This is a genomic window from Chryseobacterium artocarpi (assembly GCF_001684975.1).
Lineage (GTDB): Bacteria > Bacteroidota > Bacteroidia > Flavobacteriales > Weeksellaceae > Chryseobacterium > Chryseobacterium artocarpi.
The window spans coordinates 16,424-31,129 of record NZ_MAYH01000045.1 but is presented as its reverse complement, the minus strand read 5'-3'; the positions used below and the strand labels follow the sequence as shown (position 1 = coordinate 31,129).

The 14,706-nt window shown below is 34.3% G+C and carries 18 protein-coding genes; 4 read left to right on the top strand and 14 right to left on the bottom strand.

Annotation, left to right across the window (positions count from 1 at the left end; all coding sequences use genetic code 11):
• Nucleotides 1-43: 43 nt before the first annotated feature.
• Nucleotides 44-937 carry a 16S rRNA (cytosine(1402)-N(4))-methyltransferase RsmH gene (rsmH, locus tag BBI01_RS14910; protein WP_065395455.1) on the bottom strand — a complete coding sequence of 298 codons (894 nt, stop codon included), beginning with the start codon at nt 935-937 and terminating at the stop codon, nt 44-46.
• A 46-nt stretch (nt 938-983) separates the two neighbouring features.
• The gene (gene mraZ / locus BBI01_RS14905) at nt 984-1,442 is read right to left on the bottom strand and encodes a division/cell wall cluster transcriptional repressor MraZ (protein WP_065395454.1); all 459 of its coding nucleotides are present in this window, start codon (nt 1,440-1,442) and stop codon (nt 984-986) included.
• Between the two features lie 272 nt (nt 1,443-1,714).
• Between mraZ and BBI01_RS14900 the strand changes: the two genes are divergently transcribed.
• From BBI01_RS14900 to BBI01_RS14890, 3 genes are all read left to right on the top strand, one after another.
• A complete protein-coding gene (locus BBI01_RS14900; RefSeq protein ID WP_065395453.1) occupies nt 1,715-2,476 on the top strand; it encodes an alpha/beta fold hydrolase in 762 nt (253 codons plus the stop codon).
• Nucleotides 2,477-2,539: 63 nt separating this feature from the next.
• Entirely contained in the window at nt 2,540-3,163 is a 624-nt protein-coding gene (gene yihA, locus BBI01_RS14895) for a ribosome biogenesis GTP-binding protein YihA/YsxC (protein ID WP_065395452.1), read from the top strand.
• On the top strand, nt 3,156-3,605 hold the full coding sequence (locus tag BBI01_RS14890) for a GNAT family N-acetyltransferase (protein WP_065395451.1): 450 nt from the start codon (nt 3,156-3,158) through the stop codon (nt 3,603-3,605). The genes yihA and BBI01_RS14890 overlap by 8 nt, the downstream gene beginning before the upstream one ends.
• A gap of 57 nt (nt 3,606-3,662) precedes the next feature.
• Here the strand turns inward: BBI01_RS14890 and BBI01_RS22850 are convergent, their stop codons facing one another.
• From BBI01_RS22850 to BBI01_RS22845, 9 genes are all read right to left on the bottom strand, one after another.
• On the bottom strand, nt 3,663-3,815 hold the full coding sequence (locus BBI01_RS22850; RefSeq protein WP_165602259.1) for a hypothetical protein: 153 nt from the start codon (nt 3,813-3,815) through the stop codon (nt 3,663-3,665).
• 104 nt (nt 3,816-3,919) lie between these two features.
• On the bottom strand, nt 3,920-4,231 hold the full coding sequence (locus BBI01_RS14885; RefSeq protein ID WP_065395450.1) for a hypothetical protein: 312 nt from the start codon (nt 4,229-4,231) through the stop codon (nt 3,920-3,922).
• A 61-nt stretch (nt 4,232-4,292) separates the two neighbouring features.
• Nucleotides 4,293-5,360 (bottom strand): type I restriction endonuclease, encoded by a 1,068-nt coding sequence (locus tag BBI01_RS14880; protein WP_065395973.1) that lies wholly within the window; start codon nt 5,358-5,360, stop codon nt 4,293-4,295.
• Nucleotides 5,361-5,370: 10 nt separating this feature from the next.
• A complete protein-coding gene (locus tag BBI01_RS14875; RefSeq protein WP_065395449.1) occupies nt 5,371-5,703 on the bottom strand; it encodes a YegP family protein in 333 nt (110 codons plus the stop codon).
• A 125-nt stretch (nt 5,704-5,828) separates the two neighbouring features.
• Nucleotides 5,829-5,960 (bottom strand): hypothetical protein, encoded by a 132-nt coding sequence (locus BBI01_RS23155; RefSeq protein ID WP_262487296.1) that lies wholly within the window; start codon nt 5,958-5,960, stop codon nt 5,829-5,831.
• An 18-nt stretch (nt 5,961-5,978) separates the two neighbouring features.
• Nucleotides 5,979-7,700 (bottom strand): hypothetical protein, encoded by a 1,722-nt coding sequence (locus tag BBI01_RS14870; protein ID WP_065395448.1) that lies wholly within the window; start codon nt 7,698-7,700, stop codon nt 5,979-5,981.
• Between the two features lie 69 nt (nt 7,701-7,769).
• On the bottom strand, nt 7,770-8,435 hold the full coding sequence (locus BBI01_RS14865; protein WP_065395447.1) for a response regulator: 666 nt from the start codon (nt 8,433-8,435) through the stop codon (nt 7,770-7,772).
• Between the two features lie 12 nt (nt 8,436-8,447).
• Nucleotides 8,448-10,100, bottom strand: a complete 1,653-nt coding sequence (locus BBI01_RS14860; RefSeq protein WP_083190123.1) for a tetratricopeptide repeat-containing sensor histidine kinase — start codon at nt 10,098-10,100, stop codon at nt 8,448-8,450.
• A 54-nt stretch (nt 10,101-10,154) separates the two neighbouring features.
• Nucleotides 10,155-10,316: a hypothetical protein gene (locus tag BBI01_RS22845; RefSeq protein ID WP_165602258.1), complete on the bottom strand. Its 162-nt coding sequence runs from the start codon at nt 10,314-10,316 to the stop codon at nt 10,155-10,157.
• A gap of 397 nt (nt 10,317-10,713) precedes the next feature.
• Between BBI01_RS22845 and BBI01_RS14855 the strand changes: the two genes are divergently transcribed.
• Nucleotides 10,714-11,574, top strand: a complete 861-nt coding sequence (locus BBI01_RS14855) for a hypothetical protein (protein ID WP_065395446.1) — start codon at nt 10,714-10,716, stop codon at nt 11,572-11,574.
• 55 nt (nt 11,575-11,629) lie between these two features.
• On the opposite strand, the gene msrA is transcribed toward BBI01_RS14855, so the two are convergent.
• From msrA to BBI01_RS14840, 3 genes are all read right to left on the bottom strand, one after another.
• On the bottom strand, nt 11,630-12,184 hold the full coding sequence (gene msrA / locus BBI01_RS14850; RefSeq protein WP_065395971.1) for a peptide-methionine (S)-S-oxide reductase MsrA: 555 nt from the start codon (nt 12,182-12,184) through the stop codon (nt 11,630-11,632).
• Nucleotides 12,185-12,440: 256 nt separating this feature from the next.
• The gene (locus tag BBI01_RS14845; RefSeq protein WP_065395445.1) at nt 12,441-13,409 is read right to left on the bottom strand and encodes an ROK family protein; all 969 of its coding nucleotides are present in this window, start codon (nt 13,407-13,409) and stop codon (nt 12,441-12,443) included.
• Nucleotides 13,410-13,489: 80 nt separating this feature from the next.
• Nucleotides 13,490-14,701, bottom strand: coding sequence for a PepSY-associated TM helix domain-containing protein (locus BBI01_RS14840; RefSeq protein ID WP_065395444.1), 1,212 nt, complete (start codon nt 14,699-14,701; stop codon nt 13,490-13,492).
• Nucleotides 14,702-14,706: the final 5 nt, after the last annotated feature.

The following is a 14,706-nucleotide window of genomic DNA, read 5'->3' as shown; positions in this document are numbered from 1 at the left end:
CAATGGTCAATTTTTTTTAAAATTCACTTTTGACAATTCACTTTTAAACTTTGATTCCTGTTCTCATTTTTGCACTTCTTGCTCTCGAGTTTTCTTCAATCTCCTGATCGTCCGGGATGATTGCTTTGCTCTTAAGCAATTCGAATGCCTTTTTATAATTTCCGTAGATATCTCTTTCCGGTTCTCCTTCGAACATTCCGTTTTTCAGGAACCTTTTTACCAATCGGTCTTCTAAAGAATGGTAAGAAATCACTACTAATCTTCCTTCAGATTTTAAAACACTGTAAGCCTGAACAAGCATTTCTTTTAATACTTCAAGTTCCTGGTTTACTTCTATTCTTACTGCCTGGAATAGCTGTGCATAGAATTTATTCACTTTATGAGGCGGAAGATAGCTGAAAAGCTTTTTCAAATCCTCAGTAGTTTCTATACTTTTTGTTTTTCTATGATGAACAATATCTCTAGCCAGTTTTCTTGCTTCTCTCAGCTCGCCATAGTGATAAAAGATATCAGCCAGTTCTTCTTCTCCATATTCATTGATTACTCTTTTGGCATCTAGATTCTGCATTACATTCATTCTCATATCCAAAGGAGCGTTGCTTCTTGTAGAGAAACCTCTGTCTGCTTCATCGAACTGGTGTGATGAAACACCTAAATCAGCCAGAACACCGTCTACCTGAGAAATTCCGTACATCAGTAATGAGTTTTCCAGAAATCTGAAATTCTGATTAACCAATGTAAATCTCGGATCATCAATTGTATTTTTAAGCGCATCCAGATCCTGATCAAAGCTGAACAGTTTTCCTTTTTCGGAAAGTCTGCTCAAAATCTCCCTTGAGTGTCCGCCACCTCCAAAGGTGCAGTCCACATATATTCCGTCAGGATTCGTCACCAAATCATCTACACTCTGCTTCAACAAAACGGGGTTATGATACATGCTTAATTGTGTTTTTTATTTAATATAATCCTTAATAACTATACAGCTATTCTTCATCGAAAGAGCCCATCACATCTTCGGCAAGGCTGGCAAAATCTATTTCATTGGTGGAAATTACTTCTTCGTAGGCTTCTTTATCCCAAATTTCGAAAAGTTCTCCTGCGCTTGTAATGACTACATCTTTCTGAAGATTTGAAAAAGTCATCAAATCTTTGGAGATCTGTAATCTTCCTGCGTTATCCAATTCCACTGTTTTTACTCCTGCCGTAAACATTCGTATGAAATCAGCATTCTTTTTTATGAATCTGTTCAGTTTATTAATTTTGCCCATCAGTTTATCCCACGCATTCATCGGGTAGACTTCCAGACAAGGTTGGAACACAGATCTTTTGACTACAAACGCCTTATCGTCGAAGTTCTCCATCTGTTTGATCAGAGAGGAAGGAACTTTTAAGCGGCCTTTGTCGTCAATTTTACACTCATATGTTCCAATGAAATTTTTCATTTGGGACAAATTTATATAATAATTTCCAAAATTTCCCACTTTTTCCCACTTTTTGACTCAATGTTAATAAGTTTTATTAAAGATTGAGTTCCAAGAATGTAATTCGTTGATATGTAGGTAATTGTTAAAACTGTTATTTAAGCCATAATAAAGCGATTTTGAAAAAAAAAGTTAAAAAGGAGAATATTGTATTATTTTTATCTTAAATTAGGATAATCAAAATATTTTTGAGGTTTAATTTGTATTTTTGCAGGGCTTTATTAGAGCGACTTATGATATTTAGTACAAAAAAAGAAAAGAAATATTCCTATGTAGAGGCGGGAGAAGGACATCCATTAGTGCTGTTGCACGGGTTAATGGGTGGATTGAGTAATTTCGATAAAATGGTAGATTTTTTTTCGGACAGAGGATATAAGGTATATGTTCCTCAGTTACCAATCTATGATTTGCCGGTACTCAATACGAATCTTACCACTTTAGCAAAATATATTATCAAGTTTATAGAGAGTCATATTTCAGGACCTGTAACCATTGTAGGGAACTCAATGGGAGGTCATGTGGGGCTTATTTTAACCTTGGCAAGACCGGATTTGGTAAAGAATCTTGTTTTAACGGGAAGTTCAGGATTATATGAAAGAACTTTTGGGGATAGTTTTCCACGAAAAAACGACAGATCTTATATCAGAAAGAAGACTGAAGAAGTTTTCTATGATCCTAAAGTTGCGACGGAAGATCTTGTAGACGAGGTTTTCGGAGTGGTGAATGATAGAATGAAGGGAATAAAAACAGTAATGCTGGCAAGAAGTGCCATTAAACACAATATGCTGAACGATCTTCCTAAGATTACGACACCCACATGTCTGATCTGGGGAAAACAGGATAATGTAACTCCTCCGGAAGTAGCGGAAGATATGCATAAGTTTATTCCTAATTCGGATTTATTCTGGATAGATCACTGCGGTCATGCTGCAATGATGGAAAAGCCGGATGAATTCAACGAAATCCTGTACAACTGGATAAAAGATAAAGTTTAAAAACATAATAAATAACCATTAAGAGCTTTTCTTAGTGGTTTATTTTTCTAAAATATATTCAAAATGATTATTAAGACAGCAGAGTTTGTAAAAAGTAGTGGAAAATGGCAGGAATGTCCCGAGCCTAATATACCCGAATATGCTTTTATCGGAAGGTCTAATGTAGGTAAGTCATCATTGATTAATGCGATGATGAATCATAAGGATTTGGCTAAAACATCTCAGACTCCGGGAAAAACTCAGCTGATCAATCATTTCCTGGTGAATGAAAACTGGTACCTTACCGATTTACCAGGGTATGGATATGCAAAAGTATCAAAGGTACAGCGTAAGGATTTTGAGAAATTGATTACAAATTATATTCTTAACAGAAGAAATCTGGTGAACCTTTTCGTATTGGTAGATGTAAGACATAAACCGCAGGCAATAGATCTTGATTTTATGCAATGGTGTGGTGAAAGTGGTGTTCCGTTTTCAATTGTCTTTACGAAAGCTGATAAGCTAAAGCCTAATGCAGTTATTAAAAATGTAGAGGATTATAAATTAGAAATGCATAAAACCTGGGAGGATCTTCCGGAATTATATATAACTTCAGCTGAGAAGAAAGAAGGAGGAGATCTTATTTTAGATTTTATTCAGAAGACGAATGATTTTTTAATTCAAAATGGTGTAAGTTTCGATGAGTAATATTATCTGGAAAATCAAAACTTTTGATGAGTTTACTGTTCCTGAACTGTATGCTGTTTTAAAGGCGCGTATAGATGTTTTCGTCATTGAGCAGAACTGTCCTTATCCTGATCTGGATAATTCTGATCAGAAAGCAGTTCATATCTGGGCAGAAGAAAATGGAGATATTCTTGCTTATTGCCGTATTTTTGATAAGGGCATAAAGTATGATGAAACTTCGATCGGAAGGGTATTGACTACAGAGAAGGCGAGAGGCAAAAGTTTAGGAAAATTACTTATCAAGTATGCTGTTGAAACAATAGAAAACCGTTTTCATACTTCCGAAATCAGGATTTCTGCACAGGATTATCTGCTGAAATTTTATGGAGATTTTGGTTTTAAAGATACCGGAAAGAAATATCTGGAGGATGATATTCCGCATACGGAAATGATTAGAAAATAAAATAAAAAGGTATCTCATTCGAGATACCTTTTCTTTATTAATAATGTTGTTCTGGTTTTATTTTTTAGGGGGAATACTTCCGGTCTCACCGTTTGTATCTTCCGGGGTTATATTGGTCTGTATTGTTGTTTGTGTGTGGTTTCCATTATTTGTTTCTAGATGGTTAGAAGGAAATAATAAACCTAGTAATGTTAATAGAATCTGAATCATATTTATTAGAGTTTTAGTTCTCTAAAATAATAAAAAAAGCGAAGAAAACCTTCGCTTTTGAATGATGATTATATGTTGAGTGTTTTTAGTTTTTTTCTTTTTGGCTAGTTACAACCTGAGCAATAGGATCTGTCTACATACTGTTTACTACTTCCAGCATAGTAATAACAACCTCCTCTTGAGCCTACATACAATTGGTTTCCATTATAAGTACATCCTCTGCTTTTAGAATAGGATCCGGAAGATGAGTAATTTGATCTTGTAGATTTGCTTTTTCTGCTTGTTTTGCTCTTTCCTTTTCTTGGTTTTTTAGTGAGTACTTCATTTGTGGAAGAAGAGTTGTTTGTAGAAGCGGAAAAGGTTGCCGGTAATAATAGTCCCAATCCTAAAAGGCTGGTGAAAAGTAGTTTTTTCATAGTTTTGTTTTTAATTATAAAAAGGTTTTCATGATTATGTTGAATTTTACAACATAGAGGTTTAGTAATTTTCTAATGTTTTATGAAGTTCTTCCCTGAAATTATAGATTTCATCAAGATCATTTAATAATACTTTTTCTCCTGAATCCTTACCATTATGAAACGTTTCGATATATTTATTTGCCGTATTGAAATGCAGTCTGCATAAAGGTTTTCTATTATTATCATCTAGTAAAATTCCGAAATAGGAAAGGGTGTCTCTGTAAGCGATGCGAGAGGAGGGAATTCTTTCTCTCATGATCGCTTTTACAATTTGAAATCCTTCAAGTTCTTCTTCTGTGGTTACTATTTTAGAATCATTATTATCATCAATAGGTTGAGGCGTTTTAATTTCTTCATCAAGATTTTCAATTTGTTCATTAATGCTCAATGCAGATTTAAGTCGGAAACTAATAGATTCATTAATAGAAGTTGTGAGTGCCTTTTTTGTGTATTCTTTAAATGAAACTAATCTGTTAGCAGTAATAGGTTTTTCAAAGAATCTGCCTACTAAAAGTTTCACAATCTCATCGGAGGGAGTTTCTATTTCTTTTTCAAACTCTTTTCTGATGGCTTTAATATATTTTAAGGCTTCCGCAGAATCCAAAATACTTTCAAGATTGTAATTTTTCTTGGTAAAGCTTTCAAGTATTTTAATTGAACTATCCTTTAAATCTTCAATATTAATGGTGAAAAACGGCTTTTCATCCATAATATTTGGTTTCTCAAGATCTGTATAAAAATTGTAAATGATTCCATTGGTAAGAACGCCGAATCTTGTTTTTGATACATGATAATATCTATGAAGCTGAGAATTGTGAGCATCAGCGTTTTCTTTCCAGTGTTTGCATTCGATAATAAAAATCGGTTCATCATTGTTTTTGATCACATAGTCTACCTTTTCACCTTTCTTCGTTCCTATATCACAAATATGCTCAGGAACTACTTCTGTAGGGTTAAATATGTCATACCCTAAAATTTGTATAAAAGGCATTACGAAAGCATTTTTTGTGGCTTCTTCAGTTGCTATCTGTTCTTTTAATCCTACAACTTTTTGTTGCAATTGCTCAAGTTTAATTTTAAGATCCATAGTATTCGGTTTAAAGAGTTTCATCAATTATTTCAGCGTCTGGTGCGTTGTTTTTTACAGATAGAATACCACTTTCCATGGCTGCCTTGGAGCTATAAAACTGGCTTTTACCAATAATTTCACCGTTTCTGGCTTTAAGGACGAAATAATCCTTATCATTTACAGCAATTCTTTTGTCATACCTTGAATCTTCTTGAGAATTGATTTTTACGGATTCAATTCCTTTATGACAAGATGCTTTTTGAATGTAGCCTTCGCTGGTAAGAATATTTTCCCCATTGTTTGCTTTAAGATTAAACTGATATTCTTTGTTGACTCTTTGAGTAATCACAAATTTTCCCATAATTGTTTTTATTTATAGGTCAAAAGTATGACGCTTACCACTTCAATCCTTACGGGTTCCCGTAAAATGAAAAAACCTTTCAAAAACTTGAAAGGTTTGTATAGTGATAGTAAAAAGGATAATCTTTATCTTGATTTTATGGGTTGATTGGGAGGAAGGATATCCCAATCCGGAAACTTTGCATTCTCTTTTTTAGGAGGGTTTTCAGGTTGTTTATCTTCCTGCTTTATTTCTGGTTTGTCTTCTTGATTGTTCATCTTCTGGTGTTTATAGTATTATAATATATTTTTTGAATCTCTGGAATTGGCTAGAAACTCTTCAGCACGCACAGATTGAAGCATTGTTTTTACTTCTTCAGCTTTTGCATCTTCCATATCGTATTCGGCTTTGAAATCTTCAAGTTCTATAAGACATCCTATTAATGCTTCATGAGAGATTAGACGTAATCCACTAACTTGTTTTTTTGTGTTATCTTTCTTAGAAGAGTATCCTGATAATCCTAATGCAAGGAAACCAAAAGATACTCCTAAAATAATATAACTGAGAATATGAGCTTCGGCTAGATAGGAGACAACGCCAAGTGCAATGAATGGTATTGTAAAAGCAATCAGGCAACCTTTACCTGAAGAAGATTTTTTTACGTCATCCGTGAAAATTTTATCCCAATGTTCACCATGGATTTTCAATTGTTCCTCTTGATCCGTACCATTTGAAGAAGTTTTATAATTATCGATGGCTAAGTTTGCAGTGATAACGTTATTGGCTCTGTATTCTTTTGTATAGGTTTCGTGAGCATCTATAATCCAGGGACTGCTTATTGCCACGGCTAAAGGCTGTGTAACATGAGTTGCTCCGGTTAATTCAGGGATAAAAGCAACATTAGTCAGCATTTGAAGAAAATTTGTTTTCTCGTTGAATGCTTTTTCTTGAGAATATCCGGATTTTCCTGAGACTTTATTTCTTTTTTGATCGATGAGCTGTTGGTTAAGTTTTATTTTCTTTTGTAATTCAAACTCCTCATCATCAAAATTAGTGATCAGCATGGAAAGAATTTCATCCAATTGATTTTTAGATGTTTTTGAATAGTCAACAGGGGTCTCAAGGATATTCTTAATATATGAACTTAGAAATTTATGCAATTTTACTTTCTTCATAGAAGATTTAAGTTCTGCCCAATTGGTACAGTACTTCTCAAGAAAAGGATATTCTTTATTCTCCAGGCGACCTTTATACTGAAAGAATTTTATCCATTCATTTTTTTGTTCATTAATGTATTGATCGGTCTGCGTCAATAAATTCAGCCATTCATCTACGGTTGAAATAATTAATTCTCTGGAAGACTGCGGAAATGACCCGGTAGCAGCAGCTTCCAATACCATTACAAATTCACGGTCTAGGTTATAAGGATCCTGATGCATCAGATATCTCTGCACCCATTGATGGCATGCTTCATCTCTGCCCAATCTTCTCATAAGAAGCATAAAAAACAGAGTGGTTTTATAATCATCTCTTCTTAATGCTTCATTTAATGCTCTTTCAGTATCCTCACGATCATTACGAACCCAGGCTACAATGGCGACCATTGCCGGAGCAAGCCAATAATTAGGTGTTTTGATCATTAAGCCTTCAGCAGCATCCTGCATGATCTCATGTCTTACAATTCCACTGTCCACAGCTTGTAGAATTCCTAAGACTGTCCTTCTGATCTCTTCATAATAACCGAATTTATTCTTTAAGTCCTGCTTCAGGCTTTCCTGCATATTTTCGGCAAACTGAAGGTCTCTTTTTTCTTTATCAGCTTTAATAAAGTCATCAATAATACCGGACATGGCGTTCATCCTGCCATCCAGAGCCTGTTGCTTGTCTGTGATGTTGCCAATTTCAGAGTTGATATTTCCTAATTGGGAGTTAAAAGAATTAAGATTATTATTAAGGTGATTAATATTACTGTTAATTCCTTTAAGATTATTGTTGAGTAAAGAATCTTCGCGTGACATTTCTTTGTGTTTTAAAAAGATATTAGTTTTTTGAGCTTAACAAAAATATACAAATATCTTTTTAACGGCTTAAATTAGTCCTAAATCTTTACAAAAAGCTATAAGTTGTTCATTACTGGAGATCTGAAGTTCTTCTTTCAGGTTATTTAATTTTTTCTCCACACTACTTAAACTGTTGGGTTTTATATTGTTATTTTGAAGATACACGGGGATATTCTTCTGTAGGACACCTTGCGAAAGAAGAGACACGAGAATAATATCGTAGTCTGTGAATTCATAGCTGTTTAGCTTTTTTACTTCCTGTTTCATATCAAGAGACAGATAGTTTTTATTCTCATATACTGAAGCTATTGCCTTTTTCAAATCTTTGGAATCATTTCTTGCCTTACGAACAAATCCATTGATTTCATATTCTTTAAAAAGAGAATCTATAACCCCAGACTTATGTTCTGCGGAAAAAACAATTGCCTTCAACGAAGGTTGTAGTTCTCTAACGGCTTTAATTAATTCTTTGCCGTCTTTGATCTTTTGCTCATGGTGATCTTCCTCAAAAGACAAATCTGTGATCAATAAATCATAAAGGTCATTTTCTCTTATGGATTTTTGAACCTTGGCAAAGGCATCATCACAATAATAAACATAATCAGTATTGGTAATATTGAGATCTTCTAGTGTTTTTTGTACGGAAATACTGCTGCTTTCGTGGTCTTCGGCTATTAAAATTTTTTTGAACATTCTTTTTGTTTTTTAAGATATGGGAAATGAAATATAAACCTTCAATCCCTTTTCGTTTGTATTGTCAAAAATAATAGACCCCTTAATTTTTTCAATACGGGAAACCGTATTTGCCAACCCATTTCCATGAATAATTTCTCCGGGAATACCTATTCCGTTGTCTGTATATTGGATTTGTATAAGGTTATTATTTCTTTCAAATTTAAAAGCGACAAGATTTGCCTGACTATGCTTCTTCATGTTCACTAAAAGCTCACGCATGATCTGGTAAACCTCATCCTGTACTGAATGGCTAAGATCCATCCAGATATTGGCTCCGTTTCCGGCAAGAAAAGTATTTACTTTTTCATTTTTAAATGATCCTATGAGATTTGAAATTTTCTTATAAAACTCAAGAGTATCATTGGAGTCAACCTTTTCATAGGAAATATCTCTCGACTTTTCATATACAAACTCAAGCTCATCAAGAGCCTTATCTTTATCAAAATGTTCCTGATTTTCAATTTTGGTCATTACCTGATAAATACCATTGGCTACTACGTCATGAACCTTTTTGGATATTTTTAGCTCATTTTCTTTGATCTTTAATTCGTTTTCCTTCTGCAATCTCTCTTTTCTTCTTTTAATCCAAATAGAGCCACTGATAGTTCCGCCTATTAATAATAGAATCAAAGAAGCTATACCAATGTTTTGCAGCAGAATCTGATTTTCTTTTTGTACGTTTTCTGTTTTTAATTTTTCTGCTTCGAATCTTTCAAAAGCAAACTGACTTTTAGATTTATTTCTTGCTGAAGTAAGGCTGTCATTCAGATATTGGTACTTTTCAAAGTATGGTTTTATATTTTCAGGATGCTCTAAAAGTATTATTTTTTGAAGAGCTTCAAGTCTGTCGTTTGCCAGGTGATGGGATAAGGAAATCTTTAGCATTTCCTTTACATTCATTAAACTTTTTTGATTGTCTTTGTCTTTCAGATAAGTTGATAAATGTGATAAGCTTGTAATTTGTCCATTAATATCTTTTTCTCTAATTCTAGCCTGAAGAGCTTCGCTAAGTTCTGGTTCCGCATTATAGGAAGGATTTTTAAGAAATCTATTATAAGCTAAGTTATCATATATTCTATAATAAGTTGTAGGATACTTTTTTAGATTGGGATTGGATAAAGCTTTTTTTAAAATACTGATTGCAGAATCATATTGTTTTAAATAAGAATAGGACACAGCTTTATTATTTACTTGTGCTATTTTATATCTGAAATCGGTTGAGAATTGAGCTGCTTTATCATAAAAAACAATAGCTTTATTGTATTCTTTAAGGCTTTGAGAAGCTATCCCTAAATTGTTATAGTTTGCAGAAAGGTCAGCGGAATCATGCTGTATGTTTAAGTATTTAATGGCTGATAATGCTGTCTCTTGGCTACCATAATAATCTCCCTTCTCACATTGTATTATACCCATTATTACTAAGCTGTTACCTGCATGTGAATAATAACCTTTTTCAATTAATTCATCTTTGGCTCTGTTAAAATAAATAAAAGCGCTGTCTTTTTCTGAAGCATCATAAAAATCATAGGCTTTATCATACGTTTTTCTGTCAATTTTTGAGATCTCTTTTTTATGACAGGAACAAAGTATTAATATAAATAAGATATGAATAAAGGTTTTCACGGTTTTTTACCAAAAATAATAAAAAAAGCGAAAGAATTACTTTCGCTTTATTACTTACTTTCTTGGTGGTGGAGTTTGTTCTGTTTCGCCACTTGTATCTCCTGTTGATCCGCTTGGATCGGCAGCTGCACTTTGTGCTGATACTGTTACTGGGTTATTATCTGATGTTGTTGATGTGCTTGCGTTATTATTTGGGAATGCTAAACCTAATAGCATTAAAATAAATTGGATCATTTTCAAAAAATTTATTGTTAAAGCATTCGTGTTCTTCCCTGCGAAACAGATCGCAGATAGTTTTACACGGTTAAAAAATTGAAGCGCTTCTAAATTTTTTGGGAAGTGAACCTTCAAAAACGGAGGAGAAACATCTGCTTCCCAACCCGGAGTTTTACCTCCGTTTTATCTGGTGATTTTGAAATCAGTTTTGTAAATTTGTTTTTAATGTTTTGTTTTTCACTGATTTTCTGAAGCAAAGATGCGACAAAGGGTGACGCATGTGTTAGTCACGTTTTGGACATCGATGGACACGAAATGGACAATGTGGGCTTTATGGGAATCCGTAATGTGGTATGATTGATTATCATCTATTTTGTAAAGACTGAAATAACTATATATGTCCAAGAAAAAACTACTAATCCATGAGGTGTTCAATCAAGCAAAGAGTAATTTCCCAGCAGAAAGTACAAAGAGTGGTTGGTCTTCTGAGTTGTCTGATTATTTTGAGAAGAATTTGAAATTCATCATTAACGAAAAGACATTCAGCAGATATTATGATGCTTGTATACGTGATAATAGAGATGTTAACATAAAGGATATAGAAATCCTTAATAAGCTGAGTCAATATATAGGGTATAAGGACTTTCTAGATTTTTCCAACACATTTGTCAAAAAAGATGAAGAGGCCAATAAGACAACGGTTAAAATAACGGTTGATGAGGATGAACAATCTATTTCGGAAAAGTTTTCGAAATTAAATATCAATATTACCAATGAGCAGCATTTTAAAATGCCTGATTTTATAAAGCAAAATGGATTAGGTATTTTAGAAATTACTTTTATTCTTTGTCTGGTAACCGGAAATGTTCTTTTTTCTAATAGTAAGAAAATGAGTAACACACCTGCATATTCTTTCGGTTTTATGTCTGGAGTAAGTCCGATGACAGAAAAAAAATATATGTATTGGAATGGAGAAAGATATATTGGAACAGACAGCAGTTATATTAATCCGGGAATAGAAATTGTGGCTATGAATGCTCATAAATTGCTTCATTTCCGAAAGATTATGAGAAAAGATACGCTCACGGATATAAATGCTTTGGGGAAAACCTGGTATTCAAAATATAACAGTGAAGTAGAATTTTTTACAGATGATGGAATAGATCCTGATAATGGACGGGAATTAAGGAAAACCTCATCCTTTATTATTTATAAGTATGCAGGGAAGCAAAAGGATTCTGTAGAGTTTGAAGAATAAAAAAAGCGAAATACAATATATTCCGCTTATTATAATAATGATTTTCTTTAGTAATTTAGTCTGTATTCAGCATTCCAAGCTCACCAAAATGTTTTTTAAATTTTTGGATCTTAGGACCTACAACTGCGCTGCAATAAGGTTGTGTAGGGTTTTCATTATAGTATCCCTGATGATATTGCTCAGCTGCCCAGAACTTCTCGAATGGTGCTAATTCAGTAACGTATTCTCCTGCCCATCTTCCTGATTCTTCAGACGTTTTTAATGCCAGTTCAGCTTTTTGCTTCTCAGCATCATCTTTATAGTAAATAACAGAACGATATTGAGTTCCGATATCATTTCCTTGTCTGTTCAGTTGGGTAGGATCATGTAAGAAGAAGAATACATCCATTAATTGTTCATAAGTGATGATTGCTGGATCATAAGTGATTTCCACTACTTCTGCATGCCCCGTTTCTCCTGTACATACTTCCTGATACGTCGGATTATCTTTATGCCCGCCGGAATATCCTGAAATTGCAGATTTTACCCCTTTCAACATATTAAAACAGCTTTCTACACACCAAAAGCATCCGCCACCGAAAACGATCGTTTCTAAATTATTGTTATCCATTTTTTTGGTAATTATTTTGTTTACAACAGCCTGTTCATTACTCAATACAGCATATAGAAAAGGCTAATCAAAAGTAAGAAAAACTTCAGGGACTTTGATACTGATCTGGTGAATTGTTTTCATAGATATTGCTAATGATCATGTTCTGTATTGATGTTTTTTATGCCACTAATGCACGAATAATTCATTTGTGAATTCGTGGCAAATAAAAAAGCGACCTCTAGTGAGATCGCTTTATATATGATAAGTGTATCAGTTATTTTTCCCAAACTAAAGCACTTGCACCAAGGATGGCTGCGTCTGCTTCGTCAAGTTCACTGAATACCAGTTTTACTTTATTTCTGAAGATAGGAAGAAGGTTTCTTTCCATGTGAAGTTTAGCTGGCTTTAAGATAAAATCCCCTGCCTTGATCACCCCACCGAATAAAAGAATAGCCTGTGGTGAAGAAAACATCACGAAATTAGCTAATGCCTCACCAAGTTTCTGTCCTGTATATCTGAAAACCTCAATCGCAATAGGGTCTTCTTTCATAGCACACTCGTATACTGTTTTAGAATTGATTTCATCCTCAGGATATTGGTTCAGCATAGATTCTGGGAACTCGGCTCTCATTTTCTTCGCTGTGATCGTAATACCTGTTGCAGAAGCATATGCCTCCAGACTTCCTTCAGAACCTGTACTCCAATGTTTTCTTCCGCCTGGTTTTACAATAGTATGTCCTAATTCTCCGGCAAAACCATCATGTCCGTAGATAAGGTTTCCGTTGGCAATGATTCCGCTTCCTACTCCTGTTCCAAGGGTAATCATGATAAAATCCTTCATCCCGCGTGCCGCTCCGAAAAGCATTTCTCCCAAGGCTGCTGCATTGGCATCGTTGGTTACAGTACATGGAAGACCAAACTTTGCCGTCATCAATTCCGCGAAAGGAATGACCCCTTTCCAGGGTAAATTAGGGGCAAGTTCGATGGTTCCTTTATAGTAGTTTGCATTAGGAGCTCCTACTCCGATTCCGTCAAAGTGCTTTTCTGTACCATGTTTTTCCATTAAAGGATGTACTTGTTCATATAAAGCATCTATGAAATCTTCTACCTTTTCATAGGCATCAGTTCTCAGGTTTCCCTTGTCCAGAACTTCTCCACGATGGTTTACAATTCCGAACTTGGTATTGGTACCACCGATGTCAACTCCCAGGGCAACTTGTTTTGATAAATCTATTAATGACATTTCTATTATTAAATTCTAAGGGCTAAAATTATAAAAAAGATTGTATTAATGGATTATTAACTCAGTATTATTTAACAAGTTTACGCAGTTTTAACAGGTTTTTTCTTTTTTCGCCCCCACCAGATCATGAATCCTGTTACCGGAAGAGAAGCACAGATAAGACTTACAATAAAAGCAATGATCTTTGTAGGAAGTCCCAGGATTGCTCCTACGTGAATGTCATAATTGGCATTTACTACCTTTTCACCAAAGTTTTTATCCTTTGGATCATGAGTATGAAGTAATTCTCCTGAGTTTTCATCAAAAATAAGGCTGCTGCTCTTGTGGTAAGAATAAGTAAGGTGTTTTACATATACTTCAAAGTTTGGATGTTCATGGTCATCCATATGCTCGTGCCCCAGATCTATGGCAAATCCGTATGACTCCGGATATTTATTCTTCACTGTATTGATAATCTTGTCAAGTGTAGTTTCTGTTCTCAGCTCTATCGGAGCTTTTGTCTTGATGTGTGAAAAGTCCGGATACTTTGTTTCTCCTCCCGAGAATATTACATAAATCATCGCCTGAACTACGAAAAATGCATAGAATAAACCTGTAATAGAAAAGATAAGAGCAAAGATAGAAGCATAAAAACCTAAGACATTATGAAGATCATAGTTTTTTCTTTTCCAGCTTTTGATATTTTTCCATTTGAAAGCAAAACGCTGTTTTCTTGCTGCTTTATTTTTGGGCCACCACAGAATGATCCCGGAGATAAGCATAATGATGAAAATAATAACAGGTATTCCCACCACATATGTTCCCCAATCCTGTTTCAGAAGGTAACTCCAGTGGATCATTTTTACAATATTGAAGAAACCGTTTTTCTCATCATATACTCTCAGTACTTTTCCGGTATAAGGGTTTACATAAGCCTGTTTATAAATAGGAAATTCATCAAAATAGTTCCATGCATCCGTATTATGCTCATACCAGAAGAACATGTATGACATTTTCTTGTCCATAGGAATGTTTACCCAATGGATAGGATACTTTTCCTTTACCTGTTCTGCAACGGCTTTTTCCATCACTCTGATAGGAAGAATCTGCTTTTGTTCTATGTTCTGTTCATTGTGGTAAATGACATCTTTTCGGGTAAAGTTTTCTACTTCATCCTTAAATACGTACAATGCCCCGGTAATGGAGATAATAAAAATTAAAAACCCAATTCCAAGTCCAAACCATAAGTGAAGTTTGGCGGACCATTTTTTAAAGAATCCCGGTTTCTTTTTAGGATGATGATTTTTCTTCATATAAC

What these genes read in the sequence shown, in the direction of transcription:
- rsmH (WP_065395455.1), bottom strand. Translation starts at nt 937, where the DNA reads ATGTATCATAACCCCGTTTTGTTGAAGCAGAGTGTAGATGATTTGGTG.
- mraZ (WP_065395454.1), bottom strand. Translation starts at nt 1,442, where the DNA reads ATGAAAAATTTCATTGGAACATATGAGTGTAAAATTGACGACAAAGGC.
- BBI01_RS14900 (WP_065395453.1), top strand. Translation starts at nt 1,715, where the DNA reads ATGATATTTAGTACAAAAAAAGAAAAGAAATATTCCTATGTAGAGGCG.
- yihA (WP_065395452.1), top strand. Translation starts at nt 2,540, where the DNA reads ATGATTATTAAGACAGCAGAGTTTGTAAAAAGTAGTGGAAAATGGCAG.
- BBI01_RS14890 (WP_065395451.1), top strand. Translation starts at nt 3,156, where the DNA reads ATGAGTAATATTATCTGGAAAATCAAAACTTTTGATGAGTTTACTGTT.
- BBI01_RS22850 (WP_165602259.1), bottom strand. Translation starts at nt 3,815, where the DNA reads ATGATTCAGATTCTATTAACATTACTAGGTTTATTATTTCCTTCTAAC.
- BBI01_RS14885 (WP_065395450.1), bottom strand. Translation starts at nt 4,231, where the DNA reads ATGAAAAAACTACTTTTCACCAGCCTTTTAGGATTGGGACTATTATTA.
- BBI01_RS14880 (WP_065395973.1), bottom strand. Translation starts at nt 5,360, where the DNA reads ATGGATCTTAAAATTAAACTTGAGCAATTGCAACAAAAAGTTGTAGGA.
- BBI01_RS14875 (WP_065395449.1), bottom strand. Translation starts at nt 5,703, where the DNA reads ATGGGAAAATTTGTGATTACTCAAAGAGTCAACAAAGAATATCAGTTT.
- BBI01_RS23155 (WP_262487296.1), bottom strand. Translation starts at nt 5,960, where the DNA reads ATGAACAATCAAGAAGACAAACCAGAAATAAAGCAGGAAGATAAACAA.
- BBI01_RS14870 (WP_065395448.1), bottom strand. Translation starts at nt 7,700, where the DNA reads ATGTCACGCGAAGATTCTTTACTCAACAATAATCTTAAAGGAATTAAC.
- BBI01_RS14865 (WP_065395447.1), bottom strand. Translation starts at nt 8,435, where the DNA reads ATGTTCAAAAAAATTTTAATAGCCGAAGACCACGAAAGCAGCAGTATT.
- BBI01_RS22845 (WP_165602258.1), bottom strand. Translation starts at nt 10,316, where the DNA reads ATGCTATTAGGTTTAGCATTCCCAAATAATAACGCAAGCACATCAACA.
- BBI01_RS14855 (WP_065395446.1), top strand. Translation starts at nt 10,714, where the DNA reads ATGTCCAAGAAAAAACTACTAATCCATGAGGTGTTCAATCAAGCAAAG.
- msrA (WP_065395971.1), bottom strand. Translation starts at nt 12,184, where the DNA reads ATGGATAACAATAATTTAGAAACGATCGTTTTCGGTGGCGGATGCTTT.
- BBI01_RS14845 (WP_065395445.1), bottom strand. Translation starts at nt 13,409, where the DNA reads ATGTCATTAATAGATTTATCAAAACAAGTTGCCCTGGGAGTTGACATC.
- BBI01_RS14840 (WP_065395444.1), bottom strand. Translation starts at nt 14,701, where the DNA reads ATGAAGAAAAATCATCATCCTAAAAAGAAACCGGGATTCTTTAAAAAA.